Raw genomic sequence first — 23,418 nt, forward strand, 5'->3', positions numbered from 1 at the left:
TACTCGTAATAGCTAAAGACTATTGCGAGTATCAAATCAATCAATTTCCTTTTTACCCTTATCCACACCATAATGAAAGCCTAATATCAGCCAATTAGACGGTTTCCGAGACATTTTCAATGCACTAAGCCATTGTTAAGTTATTGATTGTATAGAAAATCATGGCGTTGACATAACCTTCACGCCGTTCTCGTTACAGTATAACCGTTGGTTGAAATTTGTACTCCTTAAGTTGAATAGTAGTTGGCACGGACGCCACACGAGTCATGTTCTTCCCCAAACTTTTTAGAAATGACTCTGTTTTGCCCCGCACCCTAATGCGGGGCTTTTTTTATTTTGCGTTTAAACCTTTTTGCTGTAATCATCATCTAACGAGTAAACACCATGCAGTAGATGCTTTGTCAGCAATAGAAGCAACAACATTAGAACCTGAACATATTCTTTGGCTTGTTAATAAAGCGCAGGAAGGTTCCGTTGGTGCGTTCGAAGTATTGTACCGGCACCACTCCAACCAAATCTTCCTCTTGTGCTTACGTCTTTGTGGTTGCAAGGGGCATGCGGAAGATTTTATGCAGGAAACGTTTATTAAAGCGTGGCAGGCCCTATCATCCTTTAAAGGCGATAGTCAGTTTTCAACATGGATCCACCGTATTGCGGTGAATACTGTGCTGGCGGATAAACGAAAGAGTCGCTTAGATCTGGTGCAGGATCATGACTGGGAACGAGAGTTTGAGCAAAGCCTGTCAGCAACCCATAGCGCTTCGCAAATTGATTTGGAGAAAACCATTGTCCAGTTGCCAGCGCAAGCAAGGTATGTACTGATACTGCACGACTTGATGGGCATGACCCATCAAGAGATTGGCCAGCAGCTAGATATCGCAGCGGGAACGAGCAAGGCGCACCTAAATCGTGCGCGCAGTTTGATGAGAGACCTGTTAACGGTCGAGAGCGAGAGTTAATGTATGAATAAAGATGACGAATTAGTGAAGCAATTACAGGGCTTGCCGAATCAAGCGCAAGCGCCTGATCGCTGGCAACAGATTCAACAAGCTATAGAGTCTGATGCTGGCGCTGAGCCGTTGCAGCCTGAACACAAAAATCGTCATACCTTTCGTATTCGATGGGGCTTGGCTGTTGCCGCTTGCGCCTTATTGATCGCGGCTATGTCGCCAATCTACCTAGATCAAGAGGGGGTAATTCAGGATTCAGCAATCAGCAATCAGACGGTGATAAGTGCTGCGACTGATACGACTCCAGCCAAAACTGTGCCAAGCACTTACCAGCTGACCATTGGAAGTTTGCAGCAAGCGAATGCCAGTTATTATGCAAAGCTCGGTTATATGGTGAGTGAGAATGGTCAGTTGGTGTCGCCGGAGACCTTAGCCTCGCTTGACAGTTTGCGTGATGCTCAACAGCAATATCGCCATGCTTTGGCTAAAAATCCCGATAGTGGGCGCTTACAACAACGACTGTATTGGCTGTATCAAAAGGAACGAACGATATTACGTCAGTTGGTTGTCTAGTATCGGTAGAATACAAAAAAGCCCGCGAACATGAATAATGTTGCGGGCTTTGCAGGTTATGCACAAATAGCACTGATTAGCTGTTTTTGTACATCTCGATGCTGTCAAGAATTTCTTTCTTAGCGGACTCAGCACCTTCCCAACCGGCAATCTTAACCCACTTACCTGGCTCAAGATCTTTATAGTGTTGGAAGAAGTGCTCAATCTGGTTGAGTAGCAATTCAGGAAGCTCGTCCACATTGTGGATGCCTTGGTACATGCTGCTCAGCTTGCCTGTTGGAATCGCGATAACTTTCGCATCTTCGCCAGACTCGTCAGTCATCTTAAGTACACCCACCGGGCGACAAGGAATCACACAGCCAGGAATTAGCGGGAATGGAGTTGGAACTAAAACGTCAACGGGATCGCCGTCTGCCGACAACGTTTGGTTTACATAACCGTAGTTTGTCGGGTAGTGCATACAAGTTGCCATGAAACGGTCAACAAATACCGCGCCAGTCTCTTTATCAACTTCGTATTTGATCGGATCGCTGTGAGCAGGGATCTCGATAATGACATTAATTTCTTCTGGGACGTTTTTACCCGCAGGTACGTTATCCAAACTCATTGTATTACCTTTTTTGCGTGTTAGGGCTTTCAGAGGGCGCGTATTATATACTCAATCGATTAGAAAATACACGCCTCTAAGGGGTGGAGAGCCGTTTAATCCAAAGCAAAATAACTCTGCACAACCTAAGGTTACTTATAGTGAAGGATAATCATGGCCATATTTCATGAAACTCACGGATAAGCGCTTGTTCACAAAATAAATTGGTTAATTGATAATCAGCTTGTTTATAAATTGTACAACTGGTAAAACTGCTATAGACTAAATTTGCAAAAAAGAAAATTTATATAACATTCAATGAGATAAAATCAATTGGGGGCTTTATGCAAGAGATGCTATATCTGCCGCCAGCACTCGGCGTGCTGGGTTTGATTATCGCCTTTATCATTTACGGCGTGGTCAAGAAATACCCTGAAGGGGATAGTGCAATCAAAAAGATTTCAGACGCTATCCATACTGGTGCTATGACCTTTATGCACCGAGAATATAAAATGCTCGCAATTTTTGCGGGCATTTTGCTTATTATACTGTGGTTTTCTCCGCTCGGTTATAACACAGCTTTAGCCTTTGCTGTCGGTGCCATATCTTCGGCGCTAGCGGGTTATATTGGCATGTATACGGCGACTAAAGCTAACGTCCGCACCACAACCGCGGCGCATAGTAAGGGGCCAGCCGAGGCATTAAGCGTTGCCTTTTTTGGAGGCTCCATCATGGGGCTCTGCGTGGCTTCGCTCGGGTTAATCGGTCTAGGGTCACTATATTGGTACTTTGGCTCAGATCCGACTAGCGCACACTATATTCATGGGTTCGGCATGGGAGCCTCTTCGGTGGCGCTATTCAGTCGTGTTGGTGGGGGGATTTTCACCAAATCAGCAGACGTAGGCGCAGACTTAGTCGGTAAAATCGAAGCCGGTATTCCAGAAGATGACCCGCGTAATCCAGGCGTTATTGCTGATAATGTCGGCGATAATGTGGGCGATGTTGCCGGTATGGGCTCGGATATTTTTGAGTCGTATTGTGGCTCAATGATTGCCTCCATCGCGATTGCAGCGACTCTAGGGGGCAGTGATTTAGGTTCGAAAAATGCGCTCATGGCCGCACCCTTAGCCTTAGCATCCGTGGGTTTAATCTGCTCAATCCTCGGTATTGTGTTGGTTAAGGTCATGTCAAAGAAAAGCCCCGAAGTGGCGTTACGAGTTGGAACGATAGGCTCGGCGGTACTCTTTATTATTGCTGCCTACTTCCTACTTGGCTACATGGAAGTGTCGAGCTATGTGTGGATGGCGGTTTTATGTGGCGCCGTTGGTGGCATTATTATCGGCCTCGTGACCGAGTATTACACCTCCGCTAAGCCTGTGCGTAAAATCGCAAAATCGGGGGAAACTGGTTCTGCTACGGTAATGATTACGGGGCTATCGGTGGGAATGCAGTCCGTGGTCTTACCGATTTTAACTATTGCCGCGATTATTTATCTTTCAACGGAACTGGCCGGTTTATACGGTGTGGGTATTGCTGCCGTAGGTATGTTGGCTACAGTAGGTATCACCATGGCGATTGATGCTTACGGGCCGGTGGCGGATAACGCTGGCGGTATTGCCGAAATGGGTGGGCTGGGTGAAGACACTCGAAAAATTACCGACTCATTGGATGAGCTGGGCAATACAACCGCAGCGATCGGTAAAGGTTTTGCGATTGGTGCCGCGGCATTAGCGGCGCTAGCCATTATTGCCGCCTTTGTGGAAACCTTGGATGCACACAATGGGGTTGAAGATTTTGTGCTCCATATTGGTGATCCAACGGTATTGATGGGCTTATTTATCGGTTGTGTTATTCCTTTCTTGATTGCCTCAATTACAATGACAGCGGTTGGGGATGCGGCCTTCGCCATGATCCATGAAATCAGGCGTCAGTTCCGTGAAATTAAAGGCCTATTGGAAGGTACGGCTGAACCAGACACGAAAAAGTGTGTGGATATCGCGACGACAGCGGCCTTAAAAAAGATGGTCTTGCCGGGCGTGATAGCGGTAGCCGCACCGCCGCTGGTTGGCTTCTTGCTTGGCGCCGAAGCGCTTGGTGGGATGTTGGGTGGAGCCTTGATCACGGCAGTCGCGTTGGCTTTAATGATGGCCAACGCCGGTGGTGCTTGGGACAACGCTAAAAAATATGTCGAGAAAGGTCACCATGGTGGAAAAGGTTCGGAGTCACATGCCGCAACCGTGGTCGGCGATACTGTCGGCGATCCGTTTAAAGATACCTCAGGGCCATCAATGAACATTTTAATTAATGTGATGGCGATTGTATCTCTTGTGATTGCACCACTACTTTAATCTAAGAGCGGTACTTGAAACACCGCAGAGCTTTCTCTGCGGTGTTTTTTGTTTGTCAGGAGGATTTCGTAGTGAGAAACCATTCTCATTTTGGTAAAGTAACACGGAGATATTAAAAAATAAGAACTAAAAAGTTAACGTGATTATTCTGTCAAAGGACAAGGAATGAACTGTAAATACCATAATAAAGAAAAAGCGCAGTGGTTTTGCCATCAGTGTGACACCTCATTTTGTATTGATTGTTGTGACATCAACCAACGTGAAATTGCGCCTCGTTGCTTGTTGTGCCGAACGCACCTTGAGTCTTATGGTGTCAGCGACAAGGTCACCCCTTTTTGGAATAAGCTTTCAGAATTCAATAAGTACCCGTGGCAAAAAAATGCCTATAACTTCTTGCTGACGTATATGGGAATTGCTTTTGTTGTAGGGCTGATCACTGACTTTATTCCAATTATGATGATCCAGTTGCTACTGTTGTTGGCCTTGTACTCGATTGGTATCGGTTATGTGTTTACGGTATTAACTAGAGGAGCTCGGGGGAAACTAGATGCGCCCAGTTATGATGAGGCCTTAACGTTTAATTCTGATTCGATGACGCTTAAAGTCATTGTCCTGTATTGTGTTTTAATCGGCAACGGCTTTATTGGGGGGTATATTTTTGGCAGTGGTTTTATTCTCCCCTACATAGCCGTTGTTTCGTTTGCTACTCCGGCCATGCTAATCATTTTAGCGATGGAGAAGCATGTTTCCTCGGCAGTAAACCCAGCACGAATCGCAAGTTGCGTTAAGGCCATCGGCTGGCCCTATTTATTATTATTTGGCTTTTCCTTCCTGATTGATTTCAGTTTGGAGTTCGCACAAAGTCAACTGCATTTTTGGCTGCCGCAAGCGGTTGCGTACCCAATGCTCTTTGCCGCGCTGGCGTATTTTTACATCGTGAAGTTTAGCATGTTTGGCTATGTCGCCTTCCAATACCATAACGAATTAGGCTATGGCATTGATGCAGAGAACTTGCTGGATACGGAGAGTGACAACGCATTAGAGCGACGTCTTTTGGCGAAGGCCGATGTCTATATCCAAGAAGGCCGTTTCGAGGATGCTGAGGAGGTGTTATATGACTTGGCCCAGGACAAAAGACATACGGTTAAAGCGCTTGAGCGCTTAGTACGATTGAACATTGTTCGTAAAAATCCAGTAGGTGCGATCAAAGCAGCCAATAACTACTATCAAAACCCTAACTTATCAGGTATTGGTGTAGATGCATTGCGTCTTTATCAAGAGATTACAGCGTTTGAACCCCGCTTTAAACCGATGACGGCTAAAGCGAGATCCGTGCTGGTCAATCAAATGAAGCACAAGCGCTATTTAGAGGAAGTGAACAAGCTAAGTTCAGTCAGCGAAAAGATGCAGAGTGATGTTAACATTCCTTGGTTAATGCTGTCCCGAGCACGCTTTGAATCCGAAGTCATGAATAATGACACGACAGCATTAGCAATGATCAACAAGTTATTAAGCAAATACCCTCGGGGCTCGCATCAAAGGGAAGCACAGCAACTTAGGCAAGTGTGTCAGTCGATGCAGCAACCGATCCCTTCTAAGTCATAGCGATAAAAAAACTTAAGCTTTAGTTGGACTTGGCTAAAGCTTTCTTCGCTTCCTCGCCGATGAAAGTATCAGGGTACTTTTTGCTGAGGAAAGTAAAGACCTTCTTGTAAGTGATATGGTCATTATCTTCTTCGCAGGCCAAACCAAACTGGAACAGTAACTTAGGCACCTGCTCATTAAAGTCATAGTTCTTAACCAAGAAATTAACGAAAGGCTTGGCTTGGTGAAGCTGCCCTTTTTTCACAAGCTGCGTGGTGTAACGAATTAATGTCTCAGCAGGTAACGTTTTCAAACCGTTACCGTTACTGGTGATTTCGCCAAGCGCAATATCCGCTAACTTGTTCAACCTTGGATCATTGGTGGAACGCAAGACAATCAGATTCGTTAGGTTTGAAAAATTCTTTGATGTCGGATTGACCTTTTCCAGCGCATAAAGTTTTGAGTAGGACTCGATTTGATGACGATCCTGTTCAATCAACTGTGAAAATAGCATACGAGCTCGCTCGAAATCGAGTTGCTGAAAAGCCGCACAAGCTTCTTCATATTTTGCGTGACTTCTATCGGCTGCCGAAGGGGACGGCACCGATACGTCTGCTGTTTCTTCCTTTGGCGCTTTGGCTAGTATTTTAAATAGAATGGCGCACGCAAAGCCTGCGATCAGCCCGCCAAAGTGAGCCATGTAAGCGACATTATCATCGCTGATGGTCGACATAATGTATTCTTTCGCGAGGAAGTAGATAAACACCAAAGCCGCGGGAAGCTTAACGTAATCGAAAACCACGAAGAGCCAATAAAAATAACGAATATTCTTAAGTCCATACCAGCCGCAAAAGCCACCCATTAGGCCCGCAATAGCGCCAGAAGCACCGACTAACGGCACATACTTATCACTGGTGGTTAAGGAGAAGAATGTAACCGCAGCTAGCCCTGAAACGATATACAGGCCAAACATTTTGCCTCGACCTAATAACAACTCTAAATTAAAACCAAAGAGAAATAAGAACAGCATGTTTCCGAGCAAATGTTCAACACCGCCATGCATAAACATATGAGTAAAGGCCGTGAATACACTCGGCTCGGAGGGGTAATAAGCGTAACTGTAATAGGATGAGTCTTCTAAGGTTTCATTAACTGTATTACGCTTTTGCCGCCAATCAAGAGAATAGCTACTAAGCTTCGTAATGTAGTGCGTAAAGTGCTTATCAGTGAGAATCAGTTGGACTAAGTATTGATCGGGTAAAAACTGATTGTTATGAATTGAGTGATAGAGTTCAGTTCGATTTTCTAAAGCGTACTCCTCAAACACGTCACGCTCTTTTTTCAACAATCCAGACTTTACGTAGTATTCGCCCGCATCGCTAAACACTTTGTTGTCATTCGTTTGTAGAACAATATACGCAGCAATATTGATCAAGATTAAGGCAATCGTTAAGTAGGGTGGATTATTCTTAGAAATGCCGTTTTCGGCGGGTAATAAAAGCATGGCAAGCGCTCCGATCCTTCGTCGTTATTATGGTTCTCAATGGTTATTGTTTATCGTCATTGAGCTAATTATAAACAAATGACAAAAAATTTAACCCCTTTTATTGGTTTAGCCGTTTATAGAGTTGAAAGTACTAAAAAGGGGAACATTATGAGAACAATCCTATCGGTCGTGCTAGCTGTCATTATTACAGCAGGCTTGTTATTTTTTATGAGCCTACTGATCAAAGATCCGCAAACTAAAGAGGAAGAGCCGCCACCGACGGTAGAGCTGAGTGAGATAACTATTCCAGAGGAAAAGTCTAAGCCGAGACCTGAAGTGGTAAAGCCACCTCAACCACCAGCGATTGAGCCCGCGCCGAACAGTGATGGTGATCCCATAGACTCAAGCGAGATTGATACTTCAACAGAAGAGTGGGTGTTTATTGAAACGCCAGACGTTATCGGGCTGCCTGATGGTTTAGGTGATGCTCCCGCAGTGGATTTTTCGCAGGAGTCCGAAGCCATGCCCATGTATCGTACACAACCGAATTACCCTATTGTGGCACAGCAGCGCGGGCTAGAAGGATGGGTACTGCTGACATACGACGTCGATACCAGCGGCACCTTATCGAATATCGCCGTTATAGACTCCGAGCCTCGTAAGATTTTTGACAAAGAAGCCGTGCGAGCATTGCGTAAGTGGAAATTCAAACCAGGCATGACTAACGGCCAGCCAATCGCCAGCGTCGGGCAAACCGTCAAGATTGAATTCAATATGGATCAGGATTGATATAACCCAACAGGATTGTCATCCTGAACTAGATTCAGGATCTTTTTAAAAATTAAAGAGATAAACTGTCATTCTCTAGCAAGCACGTCATCCCCGCCTTCGCGGGGGCTGAAAGGAATACCCGTGGTGAATGACGTATTAAGAAAACGTAGGCTGTACGTCTTGGTAGGTAACCTACCCACTCACATACTTCCTCTAAACTACTGATCTTGCTAGTATAGGTGAAATACGCAATTTAAAATCAAAATGTTAACGATATTATCCGGTAATCTAAAGTTAGATTTAAAACGAACTTATGAACAAGAATCAGGCAATAGCACTAATCAATAAAAGTCATGAGCATATTTCTCTTACGGGTAAGAATACACATTGGGCGAATCTATCTGCTTATGGTGGGAAAAATGGTTGGTGGTTAAACGTTCCTTTCGGTAAATTTGAGGAAGACCTGTACTTTGTGCTAAACAATGAGCAATCAGGACAAATGCTTTTTGTTCATATTCCTTCAGGAGCGATATCTGAACCTAAAACGAAATTTAGAAATAAGGAAAATACAGCAGATATATTTATCTCTGCAGCGAACACTAATAAATTAAGCTTAAGCGCCCCCCTAGTTGATAATCAATCAAATAGTACGGAACATAATTTTTCATCGTATCATATTAAAATCATAGAGCATTCCAATAGAATTGAAAGTCCAGACAACCTCTATCCCGAAGAAGTGCCTAGCGCACTAAAAGAAGGGAGTAAAAAAATTATTACAGTTAACTCCTACGAACGTAATTCTAAAGCCAGATCTGAGTGCATCAACAGATATGGAGTAAGCTGTACTGTTTGCGGTTTTAACTTTGAAAATACCTACGGACGAAGAGGTAAGGGATTCATTCATGTTCACCATCTTATCCCAGTGTCGGATATTGGTGATGAATATGAGGTCAACCCTATAACAGATCTAAGGCCAGTTTGTCCTAACTGTCATGCTATGCTGCATAGAAAAGGTAGCATTAGTATTGAGGAGCTAATTAATGAAATTAAATCTAATAAGTAACTCTACTGGAAAAAATACTCGCTATACACACACTTTCCATAAGCAAGGCTTTAGGAAGTTTGCAGTAGTAACTTGAAGCCAGTTAGAATCGGTTTAGCAAAAAAAAGGCCTCAATTGAGGCCTTTTTTATATCAGACGAGATACTTAAATCTCGAACTTAGTTTTAAGTTTCTTCTTAACAAGTTCGTTTTTAAGTTCCACATATTGCGGTAAGCCGTTTTTGTATGGCGGGTAGGCTTCGCCGACAATTAATGGCTGTAAGTATTCGCGACATTCTTCGGTAATGCCAAAGCCGTCACGTGAGATGTATTTACGTGGCATCATTTTTTCGACGTTAGCGACGTCTGCCAGTTTGGCTTCGCCAACTGTCCAGCGGTATGACTTTGTGTTTTTGCGAACGATCGTTGGCATCACTGCATTTTTACCTGCATCAGCAAACTCAACCGCTGCTTGACCCATGGCGTAAGCTTGCTCAACGTCTGTTTCAGAGGCGATATGACGCGCGGCGCGTTGTAAGTAATCACACACTGCCCAGTGATACTTGTAACCAAGCTCACCTTTGATCATTTGTGCCACTACTGGCGCTACGCCGCCTAATTGCTTATGACCGAAGGCATCCACTGTGCCTGCGTCAGCTAAGAAAGTACCGTCTTTATAAGCCGCGCCTTCAGATACGACGATTGCACAATAACCGTGTTTCTTAACCGTACGCTCAACTTTCTTTAAGAACTTTTCTTTATTGAACGCGATTTCTGGGAACAGAATAATGTGTGGCGCATCGCCATCTTTTTCACAAGCCAAGCCACCTGCAGCAGCAATCCAGCCCGCATGACGGCCCATGACTTCCATCACGAAAACTTTGGTCGAACTTTCCGCCATCGACTTAACGTCGAAAGCTGCTTCGCGAATCGAAACCGCGACATACTTAGCAACCGAGCCGAAGCCTGGGCAGTTGTCGGTAATCGGTAAATCGTTATCGACGGTTTTTGGAATACCGATGCAAGTAATCGGGAAGCCCATCTTTTCGCTTAACTGCGACACTTTGTGCGCGGTATCTTGCGAATCGCCGCCACCGTTATAGAAGAAATAGCGAATATCGTGCGCTTTGAACACTTCGATTAAACGCTCGTACTCGGCCTTATTCTCTTCCAAGCTTTTCAGCTTATAGCGGCAAGAACCGAAAGCACCCGATGGCGTATGCTTTAGTGCAGCAATGTCTTTTTTGGTTTCTTTGCTGGTGTCGATCAACTCTTCACGCAAAGCACCGATAATACCGTTACGACCTGCGTAGACTTTATTGATGTTGAGTGATTTACGAGCTGTTTCAATCACGCCACAGGCTGTTGCGTTGATGACTGCTGTTACGCCGCCGGATTGGGCGTAGAAGGCGTTATACTTTTTCTTTGGCATAATAAATTAAACCTTAATTTCTAAATTGGGGATATAACCAAGTTTCCCGTTATCAGCACTTGAGACATTCATAGTGCTAAATCTCTATACGTATTGATTACCCTTTTCTTTGCTCGCCCAAAGAAAAGGGCGAAAAGAAAGGGCGCCCCAAACATTCGGCCTTCGGCTTCCCTTGCAACTAAAAATTATGACGTGCCATCAAACGAAACGTCCTGTTTCGTTTTGATTAAATTGGGCTGTCCTTGCCCAATTTGCACTATAATTTTGTAGTCGCTTCGGCAAATGTTTATGGGGTTATTGGTGCAAGCCTATTGAGCACCGAAACACCCCTAACCCTGACAAAATCATGAGGATTAGGACAAATTTGTGGCGATTTTACCGTATTTTGAGATTTCTTTCCTGAAAAGATGACGAAAAATCATGCTTGGCTTATGATTGTCAGCAAAGTTTCATCAGATTATTGATAATTCATACATGCATATTCATATTTTAGGCATCTGCGGTACTTTTATGGGCGGGATTGCTTTGCTGGCGAAGCAGCAGGGGATTTCGGTCAGTGGTAGCGATCAGAACGTTTATCCGCCGATGAGCACTCAGTTGGAGGAGCAGGGCATTGAGTTAATTCAGGGCTTTGATCCGAAGCACATACCTGAACACACCGACTGTGTGGTGGTCGGCAACGCGATGTCACGCGGTAACCCATCGGTAGAGTATGTGCTTGAGCAGGGTTTGAATTATCGCTCTGGGCCGCAGTGGCTGTCGGAGAATATTCTAAATGACAAGTGGGTACTGGCAGCGTCGGGGACCCATGGTAAAACCACGACGGCGAGTATGACGGCTTGGATCTTGGAGTATTCGAACCTAAATCCAGGCTTTTTGATTGGTGGGATTCCTGAGAATTTTGGGTTATCTGCACGTTTAACCGAGTCGCCGTTTTTTGTGGTAGAGGCCGACGAGTACGATACGGCGTTTTTCGATAAACGTTCGAAGTTTGTGCATTACCGACCGCGCACACTTATCATGAATAATCTTGAGTTTGACCACGCGGATATTTTTAAGGATATCGAGGCGATTAAGACTCAGTTCCACCACTTACTTCGAATCGTCCCGGGCAATGGCTTAGTCATTTACCCTGACGATGAACAGTATTTACAACAAGTCGTAGACATGGGCTTCTGGTCGGAGAAAGAGTTGATTGGCCCGGAAGATGGCTGGCAATTCAAGCTACTCAAAGAAGATGGCAGTCATTTTGAGGTTTTCTTTGCCGGGGCAAAACAGGGCGAAGTTAACTGGGAGTTGATCGGCTTGCACAACGTCGTCAATGGCTTGGCGTCGATTGCTGCGGCTAGACACGCTGGCGTCCCCGCCCATCATTGCTGCGATGCACTATCCGAGTTCCGCAATGTGAAACGTCGAATGGAGCTAAAAGGCGAAGTGGGCGGTGTAGCGGTTTATGATGATTTTGCACACCATCCGACAGCGATTCAAACGACCTTGGGCGGTTTTCGAAAGAAAGTGGGTGAGAAGCGTGTTATTGCTATTTTGGATTTGCGATCAGCGACGATGCGTTCGGGCATCCATAAAGACACCTTGATTCCAACCTTAGCTGAAGCTGACGAAGTGATTATTCACAAACCCAATGAGTATAACTGGCAGTTCCCCCAAGCGCAGCTTGAAAAGCTCAAAAGCGTACAGATATTGGAGGATGTGGATGCGATTCTGCATGCCGTCTCAAAAATGATACAATCCAATGACCAAATTCTTGTCATGAGTAATGGCGGTTTTGGCGGAATTCACGGCAAGCTGTTGGAGCTATTAGCTGAATGAGCATGAAAAAGAACACTGCAATCACTCTCGCCATAACGGGCGCTTCGGGCGCACCTTATGCCTTGAAGTTATTGCAAGAACTGACTAAGCATTACCACAAAGTTTACCTGATGCTGTCCAGCGCTGCGCGCGTCGTTTTGGCGACCGAGTGTGGAGTGCAGGTTAACAAGTCGCCGAGTGTGATTGAGCGTGAACTTGCGGAACAGTTATCCATCGACGCTGGGGCGCTTGAAGCATTCTCTAGCGATAATTGGATGTCTCCAGTGGCGAGTGGGTCGAGCGCACCGAAACAAATGATCGTCTGTCCCTGTAGCACGGGAACCTTGAGCGCTATAGCGCATGGCGCCTCGGATAATTTAATTGAGCGTGCCGCTGATGTGGTGATGAAAGAGCGGGGACAGTTAATCTTGGTCCCGCGTGAAACGCCGTTCAATACGATTCATTTAGAGAATATGACACGCTTATCGCAGATGGGCGTGACTATCATGCCAGCGTCACCGGGCTTTTATAATGAGCCCAAGTCGATTGATGATTTAGTCGATTTTATGGTGGCGCGTATTCTTGATCATTTGGATCTAGAGCACGACCTTGGACATCGCTGGGGTTACAGCGGTAATTGACGGCTTCGCTGTCATCCTGAGCTTGACTCAGGATCTTTTCTGGTATGAGATTTACGTTTTATGAGATCCTGAATCCAGTTCAGGATGACAATATCCGCGCTCCTGAGTTTACTTGTGGAGTGATGTGACAAATAAAAACATGGTACTTAAATGACAAAAGCATTATCGATTAAAGACTTATGCAAAACCTATGATAATGGCACGCAAGCCTTAAAAGGGATCAACCTTGAAGTAGAGCAGGGTGACTTTTTTGCACTGCTAGGCCCTAATGGTGCTGGTAAATCGACCGCCATTGGTATCATCAGTGCGCTGGTCAATAAAAGCGCCGGTAAAGTTGAAGTTTTTGGGCATGACATTGATACCGATCTCACCAATGCCAAAAAACAACTGGGCTTGGTGCCACAAGAATTTAACTTCAACATGTTTGAAGGCGTGGAGCAGATTATCGTACAGCAGGCGGGTTATTACGGTATCTCGCGCAAAGAAGCAAAAAAGCGTGCTCAGCCTATTTTGGAACAACTGGGATTATGGGATAAGCGTAATGCGCAGTCGCGTGAACTGTCTGGCGGTATGAAACGTCGCTTGATGATTGCGCGTGGCCTTATTCATGAACCAAAACTGTTGATTCTGGATGAGCCAACGGCTGGTGTTGATATTGAGTTACGTCGTTCGATGTGGGACTTCATGCAAGATCTGAATCGTGACAAGAAAACAACCATCGTATTGACCACTCACTATTTAGAAGAAGCTGAAAGCTTGTGTCGTAATATTGCCATCATTAATCACGGTGAAATTGCTGAGAACACCAGCATGAAAGAGTTGCTGTCAAAACTGGATGTTGAAACCTTTGTACTGGATACCACGGGCTTGCCTGCGCAAATGCCTGAGCTCAATGGCTATGACGTTTGCGTTCGTGATGAAACCACGATTGAAGTCGATGTTAATAAAGGGGCAGGCGTTAATGGCGTGTTCCAAGAATTAAGCAAACATGACATTACGGTCTTAAGCATGAGAAACAAAGCGAATCGTTTAGAGGAGTTATTTGTGCGTCTGGTTGAAAATCCACATGGAGGGCCTAAGTCATGAATTTAGTTGCCTTCCAAACCATTGTCATCAAAGAAATAACACGCTGGACCCGCATTTGGTCGCAAACGCTGCTACCACCAGCGATAACCATGACCTTGTATTTCGTGATCTTCGGTAACTTGATCGGCTCGCGTGTGGGTGAGATGGATGGCTTCGGCTACATGGAGTATATCGTGCCGGGCTTAATCATGATGTCGGTTATTACCAACTCCTACGGCAACGTTGTGTCGTCGTTTTTTAGCTCGAAATATCAGCGCTCGATTGAAGAAATGATGGTGTCGCCGGTCTCTAATTGGGTGATTTTAGCGGGCTATGTCGGCGGTGGCGTGCTACGCGGATTATTCACTGGCCTGATTGTCACTATCGTCGCGTCTTTCTTTGTCGACTTACAGATCCATAACTTCTGGGTTGTTATTAGTGTGGTGTTTTTGACCTCGATTTTGTTCGCTATCGGCGGATTGATCAACGCGGTATTCGCTAAGAAGTTTGATGATGTGGCGATTGTACCGACGTTTATCTTAACGCCATTAACATACTTAGGCGGTGTTTTTTACTCGATCAGTTTGTTGCCAGAGTTTTGGCAAGGCGTCTCGAAGTTAAACCCGATTATTTATATGGTAAATGCTTTCCGCTATGGCTTCTTAGGTAAGTCGGATATTCAGATAGGCATTGCTTTTGCGATAATTCTAGTCTTTATCGCGCTACTCACCAGCTTTGCGATGTACTTATTGAACCGAGGTATTGGCTTACGTGCCTGATACTGGCAGCCTAGGCGGCGATAACCAAGTTCTACCGATTTTCCCGCTACAGCGGGTCGTGTTCCCAGATAGCGTGCTTCGGCTGCAAATTTTTGAGCAGCGCTATCTGGATATGATCGCGCGCCAATTGTCGAACAATCAGGGGTTCGCCACCTGCCTTATTAAGAAAGGTAACGAGACCGGCATCCCCGCCACACCTTTCACTTATGGTACTTATGTTGAGATCGTAGATTTTGATCAACGTGAAGACGGTATTTTGCTGATTACCTGCTTAGGGCGGCAAAGAGTTAAGGTGAACTCCAGTTCCATTCTTCCTGATAACCTTATTAGCGCCAATGTGTCTTTCTTAGAAAACTTGCCACAAGTGCCTATTAGAGATAATCAGGGGGAGTTGATCGACTTGCTGACCGACTTAGGAAAGCATCCTCAGGTAGAAATCTTAGAAGCACCGGAGCGCTGGCAGCACATGGACTTTATTGTCGAGCGTTTGACGGAGTTCCTGCCGGTCACCGAACCGCAGAAGCAGGCCGTTTTAGAAGAAAGCCACCTTGAAACCCGTATTGCCATGCTGTATCAGATGCTGGCGTGGTTGAAGTAGTTTAACCATAACCCTCTAGTGCAACTTTTCATACAGGCAAAAAAGAGCCCACCAGGTGGTGGGCTAATGGCTTGCGCATTGATAAACTTATTTTCCAAATTAACTTGTCTGAGTGTAGGGAAGACAATGATGCTCAAACATGGATATAGATTAACCCTATTAATTGGTTTTTTCCATAGCGTATAATGTAGAAATGTTAACCAATCCACGTTTGGAAGTATTTGTTTTCAAAGGGAATGTAAATAAATCTGACAGTTTATGCAGGTATGACTTAACGCCAAAATCACATCTGCATTAAAATGTATGTGATAAGAATTATTAATGCAAATATGGTTTGTGCTCCCTGGCGTGTAAACAAAGATGCATCAACAAAAAAGGCACCCTAAACAGGTGCCTTTTTGAAGACATTGATATGTTGATGAAGACTCCAAGCACTAAACGATAGGGCTGGTGTCCTTATCGTAATCCACGCCATCGACCTCGAAGCCAAACAGCTTGAAGAACTCGTGCTGATAACCTTTGTAGTCAGAAATCTCACTAATATTTTCAGTAGTCGCAATCTCCCAAAGACGCTCAACTTCTTCTTGGATCTTGTCATCAAGCTCTTTTAAGTCGAGACGGAAGCGACGAGTATCATCATACACCGCGTTATCGCCGTACATCTGCTCAACAATCAACTCATGAATTTGCTCGATAGGTCCTTCATGCACGTCGTTTTCCTTCATCACCTTATACAGCAATGAAATATACAAAGGCATCACCGGGATCGCCGAACTTGCTTGCGTCACAACCGCCTTTAAGACAGACACGTTTGCCGAGCCGTTGTACTTATCTTGCAACATCTCATGAATCGCGTGCGAAGCACGATCCAGATCTTCTTTCGCTTTACCAATCGTCGCGTGACCATAAATTGGCCAAGTCAATTTCTTACCGATATAGGTGTAAGCGGTTGTTTTGACGTTATCGGCTAATACACCAGCTTCGTCCAGAGCCTCCATCCAAAGCTCCCAATCTTCGCCACCCATAACCTTAATGGTGTTTTGAATATCGTCCTCAGTCGCTGGCTCGATGGAAATGTCGTGAACCAAGCCTTTGTCGGTATTCAACGTCTTCTCAGTCACCGCTTCACCGATAGGCTTAAGCGCAGACTTATAAACGTCACCTGTATTAGGATCTTGACGACGAGGAGAGGCTAATGAATAAACCACTAGGTCAATCTTGCCCATCTCTTCTTTAATGATCTTAATCGCGTCTTCTTTCGCTTGGTTCGAGAAAGCGTCGCCATTGATCGACTTATTCCAAAGGCCCGCTTCATCAGCAGCAAGCTCAAAACCACGGTTGTTGTACCAACCCGCAGTCCCTGTCTTGTTTTCAGTCGCTTCTTTCTCAAAAAACAAACCTAAAGTCTTAGCGCCATAACCAAACGCCGACACGATACGCGACGCCAAGCCATAACCCGTCGAAGAACCAATAACCAACACATTTTTAGGGCTATCAGCCGTAACTTCAGGCTTATTCTTCTTCACATACTCAATCTGCTCATTCACGTGAGCGATACAACCTTGAGGGTGCGACGTAGTACAAACAAAACCACGTACTTTCGGCTTAATAATCATAAAAAAACAACTCCAGATAAAAATATGGCGCTATTGTAACGTTTTTTTAAGGGAAAGGGGTACTACCAGATAGCGAATGAATAATTTGAAACAATCGTGTTTTTTAAGTATTTCCAAATAAGAATAGCGGTTGATAGTGTTAAGCTGGCGATGAATTCTTGTAAATGTTGATGTGGAGGAGCTGAATGAATTGGTTAGAAATGAAGGACTCTGAGGTCATGGCTATTGCAGAGCCAATTATGGATAACTTAATGCAAGCTTCTACCGATATTGATTATGAGCGTCATGTTAGAGACTTTAGCGATAATATGAAGCGTATAGTGACGGAAGAAAATTTTGAACAACAATGCAGAAGCTACCAAAAGGTTTTAGGCTATTTTGCAGAAAGGGAGTTGATGGGCGTTGTTCGAAAAGCAACGGATGCACGAATATATTGGAAGCAATGGTACACGATATCGGGAAACGAATATTTAGCTTTCCTGCATTTAATGGTGCAAGACGACAAAATTAAGGTTGTGAATGTTTCGGTGTCATAACGTCACTATTTAATGGCATTAACAAGCTTAAAGAGTGAGTGACTCCCCGAAAATTGTTGACCCTGAGCAATTCTGCTAATGTACGGGTAAATATCTTATAAAGAACAATTATGAACAAAGGCGCTGGCTGTTTAACCCTATTCGGTGGTGTGTTTTTCTTAGCCGGATTGGCTATTTTTGTTTGGGGGCTTATCTCAAGCGTTAACGTCTGGCGAGCCCAAGACTGGTCTGTGGTAGATGCGGAAATAATCAGCCTGGAGCAGGTGTCTTCTACCGACGACGGCAGCACGACTTATGGCGTAAAAGGGACTTACCGCTATATGTTTAATGATCGAGAATACCAATCGAACCAAGTGTCTTTCTATTCTGGCACGGATAATATCGGCAGCTACCAGCAGCAACTTTATCGGAATCTAAGGCACGCAAGCAGCCAACAGAAACTCAAAGCCTACGTTAACCCAGAAAGTCCCAGTGAAAGCGTGCTGGATCGAACCATGCGCTGGGGAATGCTGGGCTTTTATTCCATCTTCTTACTAGTGTTCGGCGGTGTTGGATTGGGTATTATGTTGTGGGCTCGCTGGGGAGCTAAGCGCTTAGCTCAAAAAGAAGTATTCCAGGAAACTCATAGCGAAGAACCATGGTTGTGGCGTAAAGAGTGGCAGGGCAATGATTTTAGGTGCCAAACAAAAAGTGCCTTTAAGGTCATGCTCGGCTTCGCCATTATTTGGAATCTGATTTCGCTACCGGGCACTATCGGAGTCCTTCACGAAGGCAATTATTTTAAGGAGCCATTGCAGCTCTTGGTTTTTTTGTTCCCTTTAGTTGGCTTAGGAATGATTGTCTTGACAGTGATTTATTACCGTCGGGAAAAAGCGTTTGGTGACTCCAAGCTCGTGTTACAGCAAACGCCTTTAGTCATTGGTGGGCGTAATTCCGGAAAAATTATTATCAATGGTGAGCTCAAAGAGCGGGAAGTGATGCTAACCCTGAGCTGTCAAAGAGTGACTCGCCGCCGTAGCGGTAAAGAAACTAGAACTACCACAAAAATACTGTGGCAAGATGATCAGCGGCTTCTTGTACAACAGCATCAAGCACAACAGTTTGCTGTGGATTTTGACGTAAAAATCCCAGAAGGCTTGCCTGAGTCGAGCGATGCTGATGTGAATAATAAAATTGAATGGGTTGTGAAAGTCGAGCAGAAACAAAAAGGCCCAGACTTGCAGTTGATGTTTGAGCTTCCTGCGTTTGTCGTGGCGCACAGAATAGAGCCCGAAACGCCGAAAGAAGATTTGTTTAGTGAGCAATCTACAGAAGGCTCAGTAACATCGAAAGGTGGTGATTGGCGATACTTGGATATCGTAGAGTCGCACTCGAATTACGGAAAAGAGTACTACTTTAAAGCCTTTAGACACAAAGCCTTAGGAATCGGAACCTTAATCTTTGGGCTGGTATTTTTTGCTATTGGTTTAGGGGTTTTTATGGCGGAGTCTAGTTATTTGTTCCTGATAGCTTTTGGTGGCATGGGACTTCTTATATTTTTTATTGGCCTGAATGTCTTGTTATTCAGGAGTCGCATTGCCGTGAGCTCTGGAGTGTTAATCTGTAAAAAAGGATCGTTATTCAGCAAAGTTTATCGTTTCAATAAAAGCGACATCGAAAAAATTACACGTGAAAGTAATATGAGTTCAGGTAATAAGCAGTATTACCACCTTTCTGTGAAGAGCAAAGACGGCACCAAGGAAGTTATTGCGAAGTACTTATTGAACTCTAATGACGTTGATAATTTTATCGAGCAACTGAATAGTGAACTTGGCATAGCTGGCTAGGGTGTTTGTAACAAAAGCAGACGTCAGCCATCTGATAGTCATTCTTGAGTAAAAGAAAGTATCGAGTAAAAGAAAGTATCGAGTAAAAGAAATCACCGAACAAAGGGGATGGTCTGATGCAGAAGAAAGTAAACTTTACCACAAAAGATGGTTTTGAATTATCTGGAGTGATTCATTTCCCTGAGCATCGAGTGACTCAAGCCTATGCGCTGTTTGCCCATTGCTTTACCTGCACTAAAAATATCAATTCAGCGGTAAATATCGCCAACGCCTTAGCTGATGAAGGTATTGCCACCTTACGTTTTGATTTTACAGGTCTGGGCGCGAGTAAAGGTGATTTTGCGGACACCAGCTTTACCACCAATGTGAATGATCTGATCGATGCTGCCAACTTTTTAGCAGCTGATTATGAAGCGCCACAGATTATTATCGGTCACTCGCTAGGTGGCACAGCAATTCTGGCCGCAGCAAAAGATATCTCCTCGGCCAAAGCCGTAGCGACAATTGGATCTCCTGCATCCCCAGAACACGTACTGCATCAACTGGAGCCCGAGTTACAAACGTTAAAAGAGAAAGGCGAAGCGACGATCAAACTCGCCGGACGTCCTTTTACTTTTAAACAAGACTTCGTGGATGATGTGCAGCAACACAACATCGATATTCACGGGCTCAATAAGGCGCTTATGGTGATGCACTCGCCAATCGACGATACTGTTTCTATCAGCGAAGCCGAAACGATTTATAAGTCAGCGCTACATCCTAAGAGCTTTATCACTCTGGATAAAGCCGATCACCTCATGAGTAAGACCGAAGATTCTATGTATGCTGGGCACGTTTTAGCGAGTTGGGCCAGCCGTTATATCGATACAAAAGAAGAACCCTTATTACCCAAAGCTCAAGATAAAGTTGTGATCGCTGCACAAACTGGAGAGGGGTTCTTGAATCGCGTTAACGCTAATGGGCATGTTTTTTTAGCTGATGAACCAGAGCGACTCGGCGGCACCAACTTAGGACCAACACCATACGACTTCTTGTCTACCGCGCTAGGAACCTGTACAGCCATGACCTTAAATATGTATGCGCGCCGCAAAAAGCTCGACGTATCGAAAGTCATCGTTAATGTTAGCCACGATAAGGTACACCTTGAAGATTGTGATCATTGTGAAGCCAAAAAAGGGGATAAAAACGGCAAGATCGACAAGTTTCATCGAAGTATCGTTATTGAAGCGGATATCACCGAAGAGCAACGCCAGCGGCTACTCGAAATCGCAGACTTATGCCCGGTGCACAAAACCCTGCACAGCGAATCGATTATTGAAACCGTGTTGGAATATTCCTGAGCCAATACTCTCTTTGATGAGAATACTCTCTTCGACAAGAATACTCTTTGACAACCCCTTGGAGGTGTCTATAATTCGCATACCTTCAAGAGCTTGCTCCCAGATCCTACATTCTGGTGCCAGCCAGTAGCTTTATTTCTGCACACCAAGCTTGCTACACTTCATCATAACGACCTCACACGGGACATAACAATGAGCCATGCCGCTTTTACAACGTTAAAGCTTCAACAAGAGCTAATCGCTAATCTAGCCGAGTTAGGATTTGAGGGCATGACCCCAATCCAAGAGCAAGCGTTACCACACGTACTAGACGGTAAAGATGTCATCGCGCAGGCGAAAACTGGCTCGGGTAAAACCGCGGTGTTTGGGTTAGGCATTCTACAAAAATTAGAGCCAAAAAATTTCTCGGTGCAATCGGTGGTGATGTGTCCGACGCGTGAACTGGCGGAGCAGGTGGCGGAAGAAATTCGTCGTCTAGCGCGACCCATTCCTAATATTAAGGTACTAACCTTATGTGGTGGTACGCCGCTAAGGCCACAGGCTGATTCGTTAAAGTTTGGTGCCCATATTGTTGTCGGCACGCCAGGCCGAATTTTGGACCATTTAGAGAAGCAAACCTTAGACCTTGATTCAGTCTCAACATTAGTTTTAGACGAAGCGGACAGAATGTTAGACATGGGCTTTGAAGACGCGATGGAAGCCATCGTCGCTGAAATCCCACGCGCACGACAAACGCTACTATTCAGCGCCACTTACCCTAAAGAGATCCAAGCCATCGCTGATCACGTCATGGTCGAAGCCGTGTCAGTTAAAGCGGATGATCAGCAAAGCAACCCCAGCATTGAGCAAGACTTTTACCGTATCAGTGATGAAGGAGAGCGTGATGTTGCGGTGAGATTACTGTTACTACAGTTCCGCCCAGACTCTACAGTGGTCTTTTGTAATACCAAGCGTCACGTTAAAGATTTAACTCAGTATTTAAAAAGTAGCGGCTTTAGCGTCCTAGCGTTGCATGGCGATCTTGACCAGAAAGAACGTGACCAAGCACTCGTACGCTTCACCAACAACAGCGTCTCGATTATGGTCGCCACCGACGTTGCGGCTCGCGGGTTAGATATCGACTCACTCGACTTAGTGATTAACTACCATATCGCCAGCGATCCCGAAGTCCACGTGCACCGCATCGGGCGTACCGGCCGCGCAGGCAACAAAGGCCACGCCTGCTCAATTGTCATCAATAAAGAAAAGCATAAACTAAAACGCCTTGGCGAATACCTAGGACAAGAATTAGAAACATTCGGCTTACCCGACACCAAGTTATTAAACCAACCAACCTACAAAGCCCCAATGTCCACCATCCAAATCGACGGCGGCAAAAAGCAAAAACTCCGTCCCGGCGATATTCTAGGCGCACTCACAGCAGACTACCGTATCGAAGGCAACGACGTCGGCAAAATCCAAATCGCAAACAGCTGGGCCTACGTCGCCGTTAAAAACGACATCCTCGACGCCGCACTACAACTCCTCAACGGCGGCAAAATGAAAGGCAAAAAGTTCAGAGCACGAAAGATTTAAGCGGTTATTATCCTTAGCTCGATTAATATGGAAATAAGAGATAAGCGTTGCTACAACACTGTAGCGGTAATTAATTTGAAAAGTGTAACCAGGTTGGTTACAATAGGTTGATGGAGTGTTGGGAAAGGAGTCTGCGTGGCGATAAAAAGTTTTAGAAATAAAAAATTAGAAAAGTTCTTCTATGAGGGAGAGACAAAGGGAATTAGGGCAGATCATCATAATAAGCTTGAGCGAATTTTGGATAGACTTGATTCGTCAAAAGAGCCAGAGGATATGAGGTTGCCTGGTTACGCACTGCACAAGCTAGAGCCTAAGCAACAAGGGCGGTGGGCAGTTAAGGTAAACGGTAACTGGCGTGTTACATTTGAGTTCGATGATGATGATGCCGTTGTAGTTGATTATGAAGACTACCACTAAATAGATGATAGCAGGCCACTGGCCTTAAGCGTTAATAACGCTTTGAATGGAGAAGTTATGAGAAGATTGCGTAAACCCACACACCCGGGCTTAGCGTTCAAACTGGATGTGCTTGAGCCGATTGGGATGTCAATTTCAAAAGCTGCTACTATGTTAGGCATAACAAGAAAGCACTTATCCAACTTTGTTAATGAGCGAGTTCCTTGCACACCTGACTTAGCTCATCGCTTAGCTATTTTTACCGAAACAAGTGTGGCTTCTTGGCTAAATATGCAAAATGCTTTGAATATTTGGGAAGAGGAACAGAAAGGCGACATTCCTGAAGTCGAAAGGCTGGAAGCTTTAGCTTGAAAATATAAAGCTATATTTACATTGACCAGCAATTATCGCATCGAAGGCAGCAACGTTGGCAAAATCCAAATCGCCAACAGCTGAGCCTACGTCGCCG

General features: G+C 44.9%; 21 protein-coding genes. 17 read left to right on the forward strand and 4 right to left on the reverse strand.

From position 1 onward, the window contains the following. Nucleotides 1-398 precede the first annotated feature (398 nt). Together ABD943_RS08815 and ABD943_RS08820 are read left to right on the forward strand one after the other, a co-directional pair. A complete protein-coding gene (locus tag ABD943_RS08815; RefSeq protein WP_345292826.1) occupies nucleotides 399-959 on the forward strand; it encodes an RNA polymerase sigma factor in 561 nt (186 codons plus the stop codon). A gap of 3 nt (nucleotides 960-962) precedes the next feature. Then, nucleotides 963-1,523: a hypothetical protein gene (locus ABD943_RS08820; RefSeq protein WP_345292827.1), complete on the forward strand. Its 561-nt coding sequence runs from the start codon at nucleotides 963-965 to the stop codon at nucleotides 1,521-1,523. A gap of 76 nt (nucleotides 1,524-1,599) precedes the next feature. Here the strand turns inward: ABD943_RS08820 and ppa are convergent, their stop codons facing one another. Continuing rightward, nucleotides 1,600-2,130 carry an inorganic diphosphatase gene (gene ppa, locus ABD943_RS08825; RefSeq protein ID WP_345292828.1) on the reverse strand — a complete coding sequence of 177 codons (531 nt, stop codon included), beginning with the start codon at nucleotides 2,128-2,130 and terminating at the stop codon, nucleotides 1,600-1,602. Nucleotides 2,131-2,453: 323 nt separating this feature from the next. Between ppa and ABD943_RS08830 the strand changes: the two genes are divergently transcribed. Next, on the forward strand, nucleotides 2,454-4,457 hold the full coding sequence (locus ABD943_RS08830; RefSeq protein WP_345292829.1) for a sodium-translocating pyrophosphatase: 2,004 nt from the start codon (nucleotides 2,454-2,456) through the stop codon (nucleotides 4,455-4,457). Between the two features lie 165 nt (nucleotides 4,458-4,622). Then, a complete protein-coding gene (locus tag ABD943_RS08835) occupies nucleotides 4,623-6,062 on the forward strand; it encodes a B-box zinc finger protein (protein WP_345292830.1) in 1,440 nt (479 codons plus the stop codon). 19 nt (nucleotides 6,063-6,081) lie between these two features. Here ABD943_RS08835 and ABD943_RS08840 read toward each other — a convergent pair whose 3' ends face one another. Then, the gene (locus ABD943_RS08840; RefSeq protein ID WP_345292831.1) at nucleotides 6,082-7,545 is read right to left on the reverse strand and encodes a rhomboid family intramembrane serine protease; all 1,464 of its coding nucleotides are present in this window, start codon (nucleotides 7,543-7,545) and stop codon (nucleotides 6,082-6,084) included. Between the two features lie 150 nt (nucleotides 7,546-7,695). Here ABD943_RS08840 and ABD943_RS08845 point away from each other — a divergent pair, with 150 nt between their 5' ends. Further along, on the forward strand, nucleotides 7,696-8,316 hold the full coding sequence (locus ABD943_RS08845; RefSeq protein WP_345292832.1) for an energy transducer TonB: 621 nt from the start codon (nucleotides 7,696-7,698) through the stop codon (nucleotides 8,314-8,316). A 295-nt stretch (nucleotides 8,317-8,611) separates the two neighbouring features. After that, complete coding sequence (locus ABD943_RS08850; RefSeq protein ID WP_345292833.1) at nucleotides 8,612-9,361, forward strand: HNH endonuclease; 750 nt, start codon at nucleotides 8,612-8,614, stop codon at nucleotides 9,359-9,361. 144 nt (nucleotides 9,362-9,505) lie between these two features. Here ABD943_RS08850 and ABD943_RS08855 read toward each other — a convergent pair whose 3' ends face one another. Next, complete coding sequence (locus tag ABD943_RS08855; protein ID WP_046561762.1) at nucleotides 9,506-10,771, reverse strand: 6-phosphofructokinase; 1,266 nt, start codon at nucleotides 10,769-10,771, stop codon at nucleotides 9,506-9,508. A 474-nt stretch (nucleotides 10,772-11,245) separates the two neighbouring features. Here ABD943_RS08855 and mpl point away from each other — a divergent pair, with 474 nt between their 5' ends. The 5 genes from mpl to ABD943_RS08880 all read left to right on the forward strand — a co-directional run bounded on the left by mpl (nucleotide 11,246) and on the right by ABD943_RS08880 (nucleotide 15,660). Further along, nucleotides 11,246-12,598 carry a UDP-N-acetylmuramate:L-alanyl-gamma-D-glutamyl-meso-diaminopimelate ligase gene (mpl, locus tag ABD943_RS08860; protein ID WP_345293365.1) on the forward strand — a complete coding sequence of 451 codons (1,353 nt, stop codon included), beginning with the start codon at nucleotides 11,246-11,248 and terminating at the stop codon, nucleotides 12,596-12,598. Beyond that, nucleotides 12,595-13,218 carry a flavin prenyltransferase UbiX gene (locus tag ABD943_RS08865; RefSeq protein WP_345292834.1) on the forward strand — a complete coding sequence of 208 codons (624 nt, stop codon included), beginning with the start codon at nucleotides 12,595-12,597 and terminating at the stop codon, nucleotides 13,216-13,218. Before mpl ends, ABD943_RS08865 begins: the two co-directional genes overlap by 4 nt. A 150-nt stretch (nucleotides 13,219-13,368) precedes the next feature. Then, entirely contained in the window at nucleotides 13,369-14,304 is a 936-nt protein-coding gene (locus tag ABD943_RS08870) for an ABC transporter ATP-binding protein (RefSeq protein ID WP_345292835.1), read from the forward strand. Continuing rightward, on the forward strand, nucleotides 14,301-15,062 hold the full coding sequence (locus ABD943_RS08875) for an ABC transporter permease (RefSeq protein ID WP_345292836.1): 762 nt from the start codon (nucleotides 14,301-14,303) through the stop codon (nucleotides 15,060-15,062). Before ABD943_RS08870 ends, ABD943_RS08875 begins: the two co-directional genes overlap by 4 nt. Next, nucleotides 15,055-15,660, forward strand: coding sequence for an LON peptidase substrate-binding domain-containing protein (locus ABD943_RS08880; protein WP_345292837.1), 606 nt, complete (start codon nucleotides 15,055-15,057; stop codon nucleotides 15,658-15,660). Before ABD943_RS08875 ends, ABD943_RS08880 begins: the two co-directional genes overlap by 8 nt. 434 nt (nucleotides 15,661-16,094) lie before the next feature. Here ABD943_RS08880 and fabV read toward each other — a convergent pair whose 3' ends face one another. Then, nucleotides 16,095-17,276 carry an enoyl-ACP reductase FabV gene (gene fabV / locus ABD943_RS08885; protein ID WP_345292838.1) on the reverse strand — a complete coding sequence of 394 codons (1,182 nt, stop codon included), beginning with the start codon at nucleotides 17,274-17,276 and terminating at the stop codon, nucleotides 16,095-16,097. 185 nt (nucleotides 17,277-17,461) lie between these two features. Between fabV and ABD943_RS08890 the strand changes: the two genes are divergently transcribed. From ABD943_RS08890 to ABD943_RS08915, 6 genes are all read left to right on the forward strand, one after another. Continuing rightward, nucleotides 17,462-17,812 (forward strand): hypothetical protein, encoded by a 351-nt coding sequence (locus tag ABD943_RS08890; protein WP_345292839.1) that lies wholly within the window; start codon nucleotides 17,462-17,464, stop codon nucleotides 17,810-17,812. 110 nt (nucleotides 17,813-17,922) lie between these two features. After that, nucleotides 17,923-19,638, forward strand: coding sequence for a DUF3592 domain-containing protein (locus tag ABD943_RS08895; RefSeq protein WP_345292840.1), 1,716 nt, complete (start codon nucleotides 17,923-17,925; stop codon nucleotides 19,636-19,638). Between the two features lie 116 nt (nucleotides 19,639-19,754). Beyond that, nucleotides 19,755-20,978, forward strand: coding sequence for a bifunctional alpha/beta hydrolase/OsmC family protein (locus ABD943_RS08900; protein WP_345292841.1), 1,224 nt, complete (start codon nucleotides 19,755-19,757; stop codon nucleotides 20,976-20,978). A gap of 192 nt (nucleotides 20,979-21,170) precedes the next feature. After that, nucleotides 21,171-22,553 carry an ATP-dependent RNA helicase DbpA gene (gene dbpA / locus ABD943_RS08905; protein ID WP_345292842.1) on the forward strand — a complete coding sequence of 461 codons (1,383 nt, stop codon included), beginning with the start codon at nucleotides 21,171-21,173 and terminating at the stop codon, nucleotides 22,551-22,553. A gap of 135 nt (nucleotides 22,554-22,688) precedes the next feature. After that, a complete protein-coding gene (locus ABD943_RS08910) occupies nucleotides 22,689-22,970 on the forward strand; it encodes a type II toxin-antitoxin system RelE/ParE family toxin (protein ID WP_345292843.1) in 282 nt (93 codons plus the stop codon). A 57-nt stretch (nucleotides 22,971-23,027) separates the two neighbouring features. Continuing rightward, nucleotides 23,028-23,321, forward strand: a complete 294-nt coding sequence (locus ABD943_RS08915; protein ID WP_345292844.1) for a HigA family addiction module antitoxin — start codon at nucleotides 23,028-23,030, stop codon at nucleotides 23,319-23,321. Nucleotides 23,322-23,418: the final 97 nt, after the last annotated feature.

This window comes from Kangiella marina (assembly GCF_039541235.1).
GTDB lineage: Bacteria > Pseudomonadota > Gammaproteobacteria > Enterobacterales > Kangiellaceae > Kangiella > Kangiella marina.

Excerpts from the sequence above, each read along its gene's own strand:
- ABD943_RS08820 (WP_345292827.1), top strand. The coding sequence starts at position 963 with ATGAATAAAGATGACGAATTAGTGAAGCAATTACAGGGCTTGCCGAAT.
- ppa (WP_345292828.1), bottom strand. The coding sequence starts at position 2,130 with ATGAGTTTGGATAACGTACCTGCGGGTAAAAACGTCCCAGAAGAAATT.
- ABD943_RS08830 (WP_345292829.1), top strand. The coding sequence starts at position 2,454 with ATGCAAGAGATGCTATATCTGCCGCCAGCACTCGGCGTGCTGGGTTTG.
- ABD943_RS08835 (WP_345292830.1), top strand. The coding sequence starts at position 4,623 with ATGAACTGTAAATACCATAATAAAGAAAAAGCGCAGTGGTTTTGCCAT.
- ABD943_RS08840 (WP_345292831.1), bottom strand. The coding sequence starts at position 7,545 with ATGCTTTTATTACCCGCCGAAAACGGCATTTCTAAGAATAATCCACCC.
- ABD943_RS08845 (WP_345292832.1), top strand. The coding sequence starts at position 7,696 with ATGAGAACAATCCTATCGGTCGTGCTAGCTGTCATTATTACAGCAGGC.
- ABD943_RS08850 (WP_345292833.1), top strand. The coding sequence starts at position 8,612 with ATGAACAAGAATCAGGCAATAGCACTAATCAATAAAAGTCATGAGCAT.
- ABD943_RS08855 (WP_046561762.1), bottom strand. The coding sequence starts at position 10,771 with ATGCCAAAGAAAAAGTATAACGCCTTCTACGCCCAATCCGGCGGCGTA.
- mpl (WP_345293365.1), top strand. The coding sequence starts at position 11,246 with ATGCATATTCATATTTTAGGCATCTGCGGTACTTTTATGGGCGGGATT.
- ABD943_RS08865 (WP_345292834.1), top strand. The coding sequence starts at position 12,595 with ATGAGCATGAAAAAGAACACTGCAATCACTCTCGCCATAACGGGCGCT.
- ABD943_RS08870 (WP_345292835.1), top strand. The coding sequence starts at position 13,369 with ATGACAAAAGCATTATCGATTAAAGACTTATGCAAAACCTATGATAAT.
- ABD943_RS08875 (WP_345292836.1), top strand. The coding sequence starts at position 14,301 with ATGAATTTAGTTGCCTTCCAAACCATTGTCATCAAAGAAATAACACGC.
- fabV (WP_345292838.1), bottom strand. The coding sequence starts at position 17,276 with ATGATTATTAAGCCGAAAGTACGTGGTTTTGTTTGTACTACGTCGCAC.
- ABD943_RS08890 (WP_345292839.1), top strand. The coding sequence starts at position 17,462 with ATGAATTGGTTAGAAATGAAGGACTCTGAGGTCATGGCTATTGCAGAG.
- ABD943_RS08895 (WP_345292840.1), top strand. The coding sequence starts at position 17,923 with ATGAACAAAGGCGCTGGCTGTTTAACCCTATTCGGTGGTGTGTTTTTC.
- ABD943_RS08900 (WP_345292841.1), top strand. The coding sequence starts at position 19,755 with ATGCAGAAGAAAGTAAACTTTACCACAAAAGATGGTTTTGAATTATCT.
- dbpA (WP_345292842.1), top strand. The coding sequence starts at position 21,171 with ATGAGCCATGCCGCTTTTACAACGTTAAAGCTTCAACAAGAGCTAATC.
- ABD943_RS08915 (WP_345292844.1), top strand. The coding sequence starts at position 23,028 with ATGAGAAGATTGCGTAAACCCACACACCCGGGCTTAGCGTTCAAACTG.